The sequence below is a fragment of the Microvirga zambiensis WSM3693 genome (assembly GCF_016735695.1).
GTDB classification, from domain to species: Bacteria; Pseudomonadota; Alphaproteobacteria; order Rhizobiales; family Beijerinckiaceae; genus Microvirga; species Microvirga zambiensis.
On the sequence record NZ_JAERQD010000036.1, the window covers coordinates 57674 to 70191 of the forward strand.

9 protein-coding genes and 2 pseudogenes are annotated in these 12518 nt (G+C 61.2%); 4 read left to right on the top strand and 7 right to left on the bottom strand.

Annotated elements, in window-relative coordinates; translation table 11 throughout:
- The first annotated feature begins 5 nt into the window (after nt 1–5).
- Together JKL46_RS23075 and JKL46_RS23080 are read left to right on the top strand one after the other, a co-directional pair.
- A complete protein-coding gene (locus tag JKL46_RS23075; protein ID WP_201837772.1) occupies nt 6–896 on the top strand; it encodes an ABC transporter permease subunit in 891 nt (296 codons plus the stop codon).
- A 44-nt stretch (nt 897–940) separates the two neighbouring features.
- Complete coding sequence (locus tag JKL46_RS23080; protein WP_201837773.1) at nt 941–1681, top strand: glycerophosphodiester phosphodiesterase family protein; 741 nt, start codon at nt 941–943, stop codon at nt 1679–1681.
- Between the two features lie 159 nt (nt 1682–1840).
- Here JKL46_RS23080 and JKL46_RS23085 read toward each other — a convergent pair whose 3' ends face one another.
- From JKL46_RS23085 to JKL46_RS23115, 7 genes and pseudogenes are all read right to left on the bottom strand, one after another.
- On the bottom strand, nt 1841–3454 hold the full coding sequence (locus JKL46_RS23085) for an FGGY-family carbohydrate kinase (RefSeq protein ID WP_201837774.1): 1614 nt from the start codon (nt 3452–3454) through the stop codon (nt 1841–1843).
- Nucleotides 3455–3510: 56 nt separating this feature from the next.
- Nucleotides 3511–4239, bottom strand: coding sequence for an SDR family oxidoreductase (locus JKL46_RS23090; RefSeq protein ID WP_201837775.1), 729 nt, complete (start codon nt 4237–4239; stop codon nt 3511–3513).
- A gap of 20 nt (nt 4240–4259) precedes the next feature.
- Nucleotides 4260–5519 carry a sugar ABC transporter permease gene (locus JKL46_RS23095; protein WP_201837776.1) on the bottom strand — a complete coding sequence of 420 codons (1260 nt, stop codon included), beginning with the start codon at nt 5517–5519 and terminating at the stop codon, nt 4260–4262.
- Nucleotides 5516–6340: an ATP-binding cassette domain-containing protein gene (locus JKL46_RS23100; protein ID WP_201837777.1), complete on the bottom strand. Its 825-nt coding sequence runs from the start codon at nt 6338–6340 to the stop codon at nt 5516–5518. The genes JKL46_RS23095 and JKL46_RS23100 overlap by 4 nt, the downstream gene beginning before the upstream one ends.
- Nucleotides 6341–6422: 82 nt before the next feature.
- Entirely contained in the window at nt 6423–7499 is a 1077-nt protein-coding gene (locus JKL46_RS23105) for an ABC transporter substrate-binding protein (RefSeq protein WP_201837778.1), read from the bottom strand.
- Nucleotides 7500–7677: 178 nt separating this feature from the next.
- Nucleotides 7678–8559: pseudogene (locus JKL46_RS23110) on the bottom strand (AraC family transcriptional regulator); the annotation flags it as partial.
- 464 nt (nt 8560–9023) lie between these two features.
- Nucleotides 9024–9980, bottom strand: a complete 957-nt coding sequence (locus JKL46_RS23115) for an ArsR/SmtB family transcription factor (protein ID WP_201837779.1) — start codon at nt 9978–9980, stop codon at nt 9024–9026.
- 159 nt (nt 9981–10139) lie between these two features.
- Between JKL46_RS23115 and JKL46_RS23120 the strand changes: the two genes are divergently transcribed.
- Nucleotides 10140–12032 (top strand): ABC transporter substrate-binding protein, encoded by a 1893-nt coding sequence (locus JKL46_RS23120; RefSeq protein WP_201837781.1) that lies wholly within the window; start codon nt 10140–10142, stop codon nt 12030–12032.
- A gap of 42 nt (nt 12033–12074) precedes the next feature.
- Nucleotides 12075–12440: pseudogene (locus tag JKL46_RS23125) on the top strand (ABC transporter permease); the annotation flags it as partial.
- Nucleotides 12441–12518: the final 78 nt, after the last annotated feature.

Genomic DNA, 12518 nt, shown 5'->3' on the forward strand with positions numbered 1-12518 from the left:
CGACGATGAACGAACGTACGCCGATCCTCGACGCCGTCTGCCATTTCATCCTGCTGGTGGGCGCGGCGCTCGTCTGCCTGCCGATCTATTTCGTGTTCGTCACCGGCTCGCTCTCGCAGCCGGAGATCATGCGCGTGCCCATGTCCTGGCTGCCCGGCAACCAGTTCCTCGTCAATATGCAGACCGTGCTGAGCAGCGCGGATTTCGGCCGGCTGCTGCTCAACTCCTTCATCATCGCCACAGGCATCACCGTCGGGAAGCTGGCCGTTTCGGTGATCGCGGCCTTCGCCGTCACCTATTTCCGCTTCCCTTTCCGGATGACGGCCTTCTGGCTCATCTTCATGTCGCTGATGCTGCCGATCGAGGTGCGCATCGTGCCGACCTACGAGTCGGCGGCGAACGTTGCTTTGCCGCTCAACATCCTCGGCTCCTGGCTCGGCATCCAGGCGCTGGTCGATCTCGACTGGAATCTGGTCAATACCTATTCAGGCCTGATCCTGCCGCTGATCGCCTCCGCCACGGCGACCTTCCTCTTCCGCCAGTTCTTCCTCACTATCCCGGAGGAGCTCTGCGAGGCGGCGCGCATCGACGGCGCGAGCCCTTGGCAATTCTTCCGGCTGATCCTGCTGCCCCTGTCGCGATCGAACATCGTGGCGCTGGCGATCATCTTGTTCCTCATGGGTTGGAATCAATATCTCTGGCCGCTGCTGCTCACCACCGAACCTGCCATGGCCAATGCGGTGATCGGCCTGAAGAAGCTGATGCCGCAGAGCGATTCCCTGCCGACCTGGCATCTCTTGATGAACGCGGCCTTCCTGACGATGCTGCCGCCGACCCTCGTCATCCTCATCCTCCAGCGCTGGTTCGTGAAGGGCCTGGTGGACAGCGGCAAGTAAACCACCCCAGGTAAACCACCATCAGGTAAGCAAGGCTCATCGACATGCGGATCATCGGTCATCGCGGCGCGCGCAACATCTGGGCGGAGAACAGCGTGGGCGGCTTCTACAACGTCTGCGGCCTCGGCGTCGATGCCGTCGAGCTCGACGTACACTTGTCGAGCGACGGCGAGATCATGGTGATCCACGACCCGCTGCTCGACCGCACCACCGATCACAAAGGTCCGGTCGGCCGAATGTCGCGCGAGGCGCTCGGCAAGGTCAGGCTCGATGACACGCTGGGTGAGACGATCCCGACGCTGCCGGAGGTTCTGGACGTTTTCGGCCCGACCGGGATCGAGCTCGAGATCGAGATGAAGATGGATGCCTTCGGCAATCCTTATCCGGGCCTGCTCGACAAGGTCATCGCGCTCGTCGAAGCCCGCAGCATGGCGTCTCGCGTAGTCCTGACCTGCTTCGTCCCGGAGGTCATCGAGGAGATCCGGGCGAAGGCGCCGGGCATGCGCCGGCTGGCGTCGGTCGACCGCCGCTCCTGCGAAGCCTTCGGCGGCGTCGACCGGACCTTGCGGCGCTTCGTCGATCTCGGCTGCATCGTTGCCGTCGAGCAGTCGCTGCTCCGGCTGACGGTCGATCGTGCCGTCGAGATCGTGGGGCGCGACAAGCTCGGCGCCTGGGTCCCGAATACGGTGGGTGAGCTCGACTACTGGCTGGGCCAGCCGATCTCGCAGATCACCAGCGATCGCCCCGATCTTGCCTTGCAGCTGCGCGCCGCGCGGCACGGTTGAGCCACGGCTCTAAACCTATCTTGTATTACGCACGGGCTGCTCAGGTCATCCCTGCTCGGCTCGTCGCGCGTCGCTGTGCGTTTGCGCCATGTTCAAGAAGTTCGGGGGAGGGGGAGGCACTCCTCTTAGAGAGATTTCCCTGTCAAGCGGTGCTGGTCTTCAAAGACTGCCGTTTCTTATCGTCCTTGCAGTCTGCTGAAGCATTTCGAATGCTTTGAAGCGTTTCTCGTGCCATTCTGCCGTCATGGGGTTGGGCTGGTAGGTTTCTCCAATCGCCGACATCGACGACATAGCATCTGCAACGTCGCGGTGCTGGCCTGCCGCGACAGCTCCCAGGATAGCGGATCCGAGGAGCACAGGCTCCTCCGATGTAGGGGCCGCAACGACCTTTCCCGTCGTGTCGGCGAGAAGCTGACGCACGAGGGTGCTCTGGCCTGCGCCGCCGCTCACCACGATCGTGTCGATCAAAACAGCTCTCTCGGCCTGCACCTGCACGATCTGCCGAGCTCCGTAGCCAAGACCGCAGACTCCGGCGAGATAAAGAGCGACGAGGCCTTCGAGACTAGTGTCCGTGCTCAGTCCGGCAATCAGGCCGCGCGCATCGGGATCGGAGAAAGGAGCACGGTTGCCGAGGAACTCGGGTACCACATGCACGTCGCCGACGAGGCGCGCCACCGCCGCCGCGCCACCACGCCGCTCAGCCTCCTGCGACAGCCATTGGCTGAGACCGATGCCGCTGTCGCGGGCCATCTTCGCGGCCTTCTCCGAAGCCGGATGCATTTGAACCAGGTGATCGATCGCGGCACCCGCCGCCGATTGACCGCCCTCATTGAGCCACAGCCCAGGGACCATGGCAGAGAAGTACGGGCCCCAGACGCCGGGCACGAAAGCCGGCTCCCGAGTCGATGACATGGTGCAAGCGGATGTGCCGAACACATAGGCCATGCGGGTCAGCACATTGCCCACATCCCCGCGCGCGCCTACAGTTCCAACGCCGCCGGCATGGGCGTCGATGAGGCCCGCCGCCACGGCGGTTCCAGGCTCCAGACCAAGATCGGCCGCCGCTTGCGCGGTCAGACCATTGCCGAGGGCGGTGCCGCCCGGAACGATCTCGGTGCCGATTCGCTTGAAGGATTCGTCGGCCAATTGCCCAAGCCCAACCCTTCGGAAATAGCTTTCATCCCACCGGCTCTCATGGGCCAGATAGGTCCATTTGCATGTCACGGTGCAGACGGATCGCGCAAGGCTCGCGGTCGCCTTCCAGGTGAGGAAATCGGCCAGGTCCATGAACTGCCACGCGGCCGTGAAGGTTCGTGGCATGTTCTCCGCCAGCCACAAGAGCTTCGGCGTTTCCATTTCCGGAGAGATGGAGCCCCCGACGTAATTCAGAACAGTTTCGCCCGTGCCATTGATCCTGCGCGCCTGCTCTGTGGCGCGGTGATCCATCCAGACGATGATGTTGCGCTCAGGGTCACCGGAGGACCCGACGGCCAAGGGTCGGCCATCCTGTCCCAAGGCGACCAGGGAGCAGGTCGCGTCGAAGCCGATGCCCGCGACGCTCTCCGGCGGAACGCCCGCCTTGCTCACAGTGGCGCGCACGCTGGTGCAAACGGCCTGCCAGATATCGTTGCTCGACTGCTCGACGATGCCCCCGGATCCATGCCAGATCGCGATATCCGCCTTGGCGGAGGCGAGCAGGGTGCCTTGCTCGTCGAAGAGACCGGCGCGTGCGCTGCCGGTGCCGACATCGATACCGAGGAAATGGTTTGCCATGACCGGTCAATCATCCAGAGAAGGTTTTGAGGAGCGATGCCCTGTGCCGACGCGCATCAAAGGTCGTTGCTCTGCGGCAGGATGACGAGATCGCGAATGGTGACGTTCCGAGGTCTCGTCAGCATGAACAGGACCGCTTCGGCCACTTCAACAGGCTGCATCAGGCCGCCTGCCGCCAGCTCCGAATCGAGTTTCTCCTTCGGCCAGTCCTTGATCAGGGCCGTGACCACGGGGCCGGGTGCGACGGCACCGACGCGCAGACCGTGCGGGGCAACCTGCCGCCGGACCGTGTGGACGAAGGCCTGCACGGCATGCTTGGAGGCGGTGTAAATCGGCTCCCACACGACAGGAACGAGGCCGGCGATGGAGCTCGTCACAATGATGTCGCCGGTCTTGCGCTCCACCATGTGCGGAAGCACGGCATGGATGGAGCGGAAAGCGGCATTGATGTTGAGGTTCAGCATGCGGTCCCAGGCATCGGGATCACCCTTCAGGATCTCGCCGCCGATATAGGAGCCGGCATTGGCGTGAAAGATGTCGAGCTGACCCGTCCGTTCGAGGATCTGGGGCATCATGCGCGATACACTCGTCGGATCGGTGAGGTCGATCCGCAGGGGAATAGCTTGCGGGCCGAGTTCGGTGCAGGCGGCGTTCAGCGCTTCCTCGTCGCGATCGACCAGCACGACGCGCGCCCCTTCGGATAAAATGATCCGGGAGCATTCGAGGCCGATGCCGGAGGCCGCTCCGGTGATGGCGGCAACTTTGCCGGATAATTTATCGCCCATGGGTTTTCCTTCTTTTTGATTCAAGCCCGGCCGTGGGATGCGCGCGAGCGACGTGCCAGGGAGTCGACGATCACCGCAATGGCCAGCACGGCGCCGGTGATCATGTACCGGAGCGATGAGGAAAGATCGAGCAGGGTCAGTCCGCTGGCGATCGACTGGATGACGATGATGCCGAGCAGGGCGGAATAGGCACTGCCGCGGCCACCGAACAAGCTGGTACCACCAATAACGGCGGCGGCGATGGCGTTCAGATTGACGTCGCCGGTGCCTGCCTGCTGGCTTGCGGAGGCCAGACGCGCCGCGGAGAGAATGCCTCCGGCTGCGGCGAGGCTCGAGCAGAGCACGAATGCGGTCATGTAGATGAAGCGGACATTGATGCCCGCGCGGCGCGCGGCCTCCCGGTTGCCGCCCACCGCCAGCATCTGGCGGCCCCATTTGGTGCGGGTGAGGGCATAGTTCATCACCACGACGAGGCCCACGAAGAGACCGAACATCCACGGGATGCCGCGATCGAGGTTGAGGTAGTAGACGATGAATTCGAGAACGACGGTGACCACGACGGGACGCAGGAGCAGGCTGCTCAGCGGTTGAGGCGACAATCCCGCTTCACGCCGCCGGGCCGCGGTCCGGTAGCCCAGCACGAACATGACGATCCCGGGAAGAGCCGCAAGTGCGTAGGATACCGGGTCCGGCATCACGAGCAGCTGGCCGAAGTTCACCAGGGGCGCTTCATAGGGCAGGTTGATCGAGCCGGTCGAGCCGAGCAGGTAGAGCTGCAGGCCCAGAATGGACAGAAGGCCTGCCAGGGTCGCCACGAAGCTCGGCATGCCAAAGCGATTGAACAGGACCGCATAAAGCGCGCCTATCAGAGCGCCGAACAGGAGCGCTGCCAGAATGGCGATCGAGACGGGCCAGCCCTGATTGACCCAGAGCACGCCGACGAGCGCGGACGCGAAGCCGCTGACGGATCCCACCGACAGATCGATTTCGCCGACGATCAGGATGCAAACGATGCCGAGCGCGATCACGCCGACGGTGGAGCAGTCGAACAGGAGATTGACGAGATTGTTCGGTGCCAGGAAGACCGGATTGAGGCTTTGAAAGACCGTCCAGATGATTGCCAGGCCGACCACGACCGGAAGCGAGCCGAGATCGCCCGAGCGGACCCTGTCCCAGAAGGCGCGGACCGAGCCGCCGATTCCTTCCGCATGTTTCACGCGCTCGTCGCTGCGGTCGAGAAGCGGAGCTGCCTGTGTGTTTTGCTCTGCACCCTTGGTCATGGGCGTCTCTCCGGCGCCGGGGCTTGTCCGGTTTGCGCCTGGCGTCGGCTGGCGCGGCGCGAGACCGAATTGTTCGCAGCGCCCGTGATTGCGCTGACGAGTTCCTGGTTCGACGCGTCGGGTTCGAAGACGCCGTTGTTCCGGCCGAGCCTGAGCACGACGATGCGGTCCGCGACCGCGCGCACGTCCTCCATGTTGTGGCTGATCATGATGACCCCAAGCCCCCGGTCGCGGACGCGCTCTATCAGGTCGAGCACCTCGGCCGTCTGAGCGACGCCGAGGGCGGCGGTGGGCTCGTCCAGGAGAATGAGCTTAGGTTCGAGCAGCAGTGAGCGAGCGATGGCGACGGTCTGGCGCTGGCCGCCTGAGAGGGAGGCCACAGGCTCGCGCACGCTGGGGATGCGCGCGGACAATTCGTTGAGCAGGGTCCAGGCTTTCAGCTCCATGGACACCTCGTCGAGCCGGTAGGGACTGAGCTCGCGGCCGAGGAAGATGTTGGCGACCACATCGAGATTTTCGCACAGGGCGAGATCCTGAAACACGGTCGCGATCCCAAGGCCGAGCGCAGCGCTGGGATCTGCGAGCGTTACCGGCTTATCGCGGAAAGTGATTGATCCGGAGCTCGGCTGGTGCACGCCTGCCAGGATCTTCACTAGCGTCGACTTGCCTGCGCCGTTATCGCCGACGAGGGCCACGACCTCACCTGCGTGCACGTCCAGATCAATATCGGTCAAAGCCGAAACGGCGCCGAAATGCTTTGAGATTCCGCGCAGACTGAGCACCAGTTCGCGCGTGTCGCGCAGATCTTGAGTTCTGTCCATTCTTCCCTAACCTCAAAGGCGTCTTTGCAGCCGCGCACCTGATGTCCGGCCACCTGGCGGGTGGCCGGACGGAGTTTGCCGATTACTGGGTGATGCCCAGCTTCTTGCAGCCTTCCGCATAACGGCCCGAGCAGAGCTGTTCGGCCGTATTGATCTTCTTGTCGATGATCTCCGCCTTCAGGTTCTCTGCCGTAATCACAGCAGGAACGAATAGTTTGGACGGCGTATTGAAGAGCGTCGTATCGGCCTTCGGCGTTTCGCCGGCCAGGAGCTGGACGGCGACATTGGCGGCGGCCGCAGCCACGATCTCGCTCGGCTTGGAGATCGTGTTGTACTGATCGCCCGCGATGATCAGCTGAAGGGCTGCGATCGTCGCGTCGTTGCCGGTGACCGGCGGAACCGGATTCATGCCGGCGGCCTTGAACGCCGCGATGGCACCACCGGCCGTCCCGTCATTGGCCGCCACGACGCCGAGGATATTCTTGTTGAAGCGCGTGATCTGACCGCTGGCCCATTGCTGCGCCTTCGGAGGCGCCCATTCCGGCGTGTCGTATTCCGCCAGGATCGGATAGCCGCTGGTGTCGAGACCCTCGTGAATGCCCTTCTTGATCAGGCCCGCGGCCGCATCGGTCGGCGAGCCGTTGATCTGTAGGACGCCCATGCCGCTGCCGGCAGTCACGTTCGCCTTCTTCAAGTGCTGCACCAGCGAATTCGCGATGGACTTGCCGATGGCCTGGTTGTCGAACGAGACATAGAAATCAGCCTTCGCATCGGGGACGGGGCGGTCATAGGCGATCACCTTGATGCCCTGGCTCTGCGCCTGCCTGACCAGCGAGACGGCTGCGGCGGAATCGACCGGATCGAGCACGATCGCCTTCGCACCCTGCGAGATCGCGGAGTTGAATTGCTGCTGCTGGCGCGATACGTTCGCATCAGCGTTCTGATAGATGACCTTGCACGTCGGACAGAGCTTTTCCATCTCGGCCTTGAAGCCGGGGAAGTCGTGCTCTTCGTAGCGTGTGGAAGCTTGGTCGGGCATCAGGAATGCAACCGTGGCGTTGGACACCTTCGCGTTCTGGGCCACGGCAGCGCCGGTTCCGGCGAGTAGGTAGAGGGTGAGCGTTGCAAGGCTGCCGAGTTTCCATGAAGACTTGATCATTCGTTTCTCTCCCAGTGGTACTCGTTATAAGGTGGGCGAACTCCTTGTCCTGTCGATAAGCCCGACAGGAACGTGCCGCCCCTCAATGCGCCCTCAGCAGAGCGCTTCTTCCCGCAAGTCTCCTTGCGGAGCCCGTTGTTCTCTCGATGATTGAAGTGGTGTTTTCTGGCCCTCCCTGAGCAGCCTTTGCCGTGTTGCTGTTATCGAGCAGCAGACGCCGGAACCGGGAGGGCGTCATGCCCTTCTCGGCCAGGAACTGCCTGTTGAAATTGGACAAGTTGTTGTAGCCTACCTCGTAGCAGATGCTGGTGATCGGGGCCTTCTCGTCACTCATCAGGATCTGGCATGCGAGATTGATACGCAGCCGCTTCACGTATTGCACCATGGACATGCCGGTGTGTTGGCGAAAGGCGCGCGACAATCCGCTCGTCGATTGGCCGGCAATCATCGCGAGATCCCCTTCGCCGAAGGGCCGTGTCAGGTTCTCGCGAATATAGGCGAGCGCCTTGTTGATTCCTGCGGACATGTAGCCGGAGGGGTCGGGCAGGTAGCTGGCGCTGGCCAGCATCCGCGATCCTCTCGCCCGGCTCAGCAACCCGGCGATCGTCATGAATAATTCAATGCGGCGCACGCCCTGGGCGTCCATCGCCTCGGTCATCAGAGTTGAGACCTCCTGGCTCGTCTCCTGGCTGAAGAGCACGCCGCGCCGGGACGACTCAAGGACCGGCGCCAGGACAGCGAGTTCACGCAGCGCCGTCATGGCTCCGGTGATGAAGCCCTCGCTGAACTGGATAATGCGGCAGCGGAGAGGAACGATCGTGTCCTTCGGAACATCGCTCACCCAGTTGTGCGGAAGGTTCGGTCCTGTCAGCACCAGGTTGCCGGGCTCGAACTCGCCGATGAAGTCGCCAACGAAATAGCGGCCCCTGGTGGCAACCACCTGATGCAGTTCGTATTCGGGATGAAAGTGCCAACGCACGGTACGATAGGGGTAGCCGTGCGACCAGGCAGCGAAAGACTCGCCAGGCCTTATTTGGACGACTTCGAGATCCGGCTCCATGTCCGTTTCCTCCAGGTCGCTGCGGGTACCCACAGCGGCTCTCGCTCTCGGCCGGCCAACTTTATGTCGGCTCTCGCTAGAACTGACGGTAATCTCCGACACCGACACGTGCCAGCACGTTTTTATGCTTGCGCCGATACTTTTTTGACATTCGGCAAGTAGGATTTCCATCGATATGGATGCTGGTCTGACCGAGAGCGCCAGCCTGCGGCTCATCCAGCACCCACGCGCACTGTTGAAGAATGTTCATTATCTTAGCTGTTTAATTGAGATCCAAAGCAGCCCGTTGTGTCACATTGTTTCGGCCGTTGGAGGTCGTGCGATGTGGCCCTCATGGTCTGGAAATGGCACGAGGCGGAAGTCCGAATGTCAGCTCTGGAAGGGAGCAGCGGACGTTCCTGAAGGGTAGGGAGTCGTCCCTGCCTGACCCAACTCGGACCTTTAGGGTCTCTCAGCCCCGCCACTCACAACTTACCGTTCGGCTGTTCTTTCAGATGGATACGCATGACGATGTCCTGATCATAGTTCCCAAAACCTCGCCCAAAGATATTTATTCCGCCCGGGTGTCGGGCCGCCTCGTCAATACCGATCCTCACCCGAATCCCGTGATGCTTGTCGAGTTCAAGCTTGTCGAGTGTTACATCCGATATCTTGACGTCATTGACCGATGTTCCACTCCGTGAGATCTGCCAGGTGACAAGCTTGCCATATTGGGAGCCTTCAAGCTTCCACCATTGCGGTGTGTAAAGACCGCGCTTGTCGCCGAAGTCACCCGGCGAGATCCAGCTTCCGATTTTGACGTTATTGACCCAGAGGCTGATCTCGGATGGCCAGTCGAGGCTCGTGCCTGGCACCTCGGATGAAAGCTCCATCATAAATTCGAGCCTATCGATCTTGGCTCCGAGAACTTTGCCGTTGTTCGGGAATTTGTATTCAACGAAGCCGCGTCTGAACCAGATCAGAGATGCGCTCATTCGGTTGGGGTCAAGGAAGAAATCCGGTACGTCGAGAACACCCAGAACGTTATCGGTCGAGCAGAGCCCACAGGGGGCGCTCACATCGCAACTCGTGTACAGGCCGATGGGCATTGATACTTCGATATGGTCCTTGCTCTTGAGCGGATCTTCATCGTCGAAGCGAATGATGATCTCGTCATAGCGGATCCTGCAGACCTTCTGCTGACCCTTCGCGGCCTTGACGATCTCAGTCTCGATAAGCCCCGCGCGCTCAAGCACCTGGATATGGGTCGCGATCGTGGATTGAGGCAAATCCAGTGCGTCGCTGATTTCATTCACGTTCAGCGGACCTCCCGCTCGCAGGAGCTTGAGAATCCGAACCCGACCGGGTGAAGCGATCCCGCGCAGAGCCTCAGAGCTTTCCTCTGCGACAAGGGTCAGGAATTTTCTCTTAAATGTAGACATGTAGCCGCTCAGTCCGAAGGTTTCGGGTGGCAGAAATCATTCTGCAAGATATCCATATGTATCGAGAGTTTCGATATGTATCAATAATACTGTTGACCATTCCTAAGAACTGAGGGCTAACTAAGAAAAAAGATAAAAATCAACCCTGGAGGAGCGCCAATGCGAATTCTACGCCTGCTTACCGTTGCCACCGGTCTGGCTCTGGCAGCGACCACCGCCCTTTCTCAAACCAATGTCCCTGGTGTGCCACGGAATGAGACGATCATTCTCGAAAACCCGGAAGGCACTATTAAGAATCCTGGCTGGTTCAACATCTGGACCATCAACGCCGGCGGTCAGTACACCGGCTTGCACCAGCTCGCGCTTGATACGCTCTGGTACATTGATCCCGAACGAGGTCTCGACGGCGTCTGGCAAAATTCTCTTGCCGCGGAAAAGCCGATCTACAACGCGGATTTCACCGAAATGACGGTGAAGTTGCGCCCTGGAATCTACTGGAGTGATGGCGTCGAATTCACGGCTGACGATCTCATCTACACGGTCGAGACTCAAATCAAGAACCCGGGCATGCGCTGGAGTGCTCTGCTGGCGCTGAACGTCGAGAGCGTGTCGTCGCCTGAGCCGTGGACGGTCCGATTCAAGCTGAAGAAGCCGAACTCGCGGTTCCATTCGCTCTTCACAGTCCGGTTCAACGCGATCTGGATAATGCCGAAGCATGTCTTCGAGAAGGCGGCCGATCCGCAGAGGTTCGACTTCAACCCTCCGATTTCGCTCGGCGCTTACAAGATTCACAGCTTCGATCCTGATGGGAAGTGGTACATCTGGCAGAAGCGCGACGACTGGCAGCGCACGACCCTTGGGCGTTACGGCGAGCCCGGTCCGAAATACGCGGCCTATATCGATCCCGGCCCGCCGGATAAGCGCGTGATCGCGCAGCTCAACCACAACTTGGACGTCGTGCACGACATTGCCCCCGAGGGCATGTTCACCCTGACCAAGCAGTCGCCGAGCCTCAAGACCTGGTTCCCGAACTTCCCGTTCGCGCATCCCGACCCGACTCTCCCGTCGGTGATCTTCAACATGCAGAATCCAGCCTTCCAGAACCGCGACGTGCGGTGGGCGCTGGCTCTGCTGATCGATGTCAAGGCTGTGTCGATGGCATCCTATCGCGGGGCCGCGACGCTCTCGCCGATCGGGATCCCACCCACGGGGACGCATCCGGACGATTACCACATCCCGCTCCAGGAGTGGCTTGCGTCCTACGAGATCGACACCGGCAAGAGCAAGATCAAGCCGTACGATCCGACCATCGGCAACCAGATCGCCGACATGCTGCGTCCCACGATGAAGGAGCAGATCCCGACGGATCCGGCGGAGATCAGGAAGGCGTTCGGCTACGGCTGGTGGAAGCCCAACCCGCAGGCGGCGACGGAACTCCTCGAAAAGGCCGGCTACACGAAACGCGGCAATGCCTGGTACACGCCCGACGGCAAACCGTTTTCCATCAAGCTCATGGTCGAGGGCGATAGCCGCCCGATCCTGACCCGGGCCGGAACCATGATCGTGCAGCAATGGCGCCAGTTCGGCATCGATGCGAAGACGGAGGTCGCCCAGGGCACCACGATGCTCGACCGGCGCATCGCCGGTGACTTCGAGACGCTAATTTCCTGGAGTGTCGAGACTTATGGCGGTCATCCCGACCTGTCGTTCTTCCTCGACAGCTGGCACTCCCAGTTCGTCGCAGCCCCAGGCAAGACGCAATCACCCCGCAACTGGCAGCGTTGGAGCAATCCCGAACTCGACAAGATCATCGAGGAGGTGCGCCGGATCTCGTTCGACGACAAGCGTACGGTGGAGCTCGGCCGCGATTACGCCAAGCTCATCGTTCGCGAGATGCCGATCATCCCGCTGATGGCATACAACGTCTTCACGGCCATGGATGAGACTTATTGGGTGGGGTACCCGACTGCGGAGAATCCCTATGCCAATCCCGTTCCGAACTGGGGCAATTCTCGCTCGATGATGGTGAAGCTGAAGCCCAAGCAGCCATAGCCCACAGACAACTCCTTACTTTCCTCAGACAAGGAGGGGTCCATGAGGGCTTACTTGGCCTATCTGTCCAAGCGGCTCGTGCAGTTCGCGGTCGTCGTCTTCGTCGGGATCAACATCACCTACCTGGTGACGCATATGACCCCGATCAATCCGGTCGAGCAATCGATCTCGGCCGCAACGACCTACGGGGCGACCAGTCCGGAAGCCATCGAGATGATGCGGCAGTCGCTGCGCCAGCTCTATGGTCTCGAGGGCACGCCTTGGGAACAGTACGTCGCGTTTTGGAAGCGGGTCCTGGTCGGTGACTTCGGCCCCTCCTTGTCGGCCTTTCCAACTCCGGTCTCGCAGCTCATCCTGCGAGCCCTTCCCTGGACCGTCGGATTGCTGCTGGTCTCGACGCTCCTGACCTGACGGATTCAAGCAGTCGTCGCAACACGTATTCTGTTGCCTTCTCGCAGCCACTCGTCAAGCACCTCGGCAGGGGTT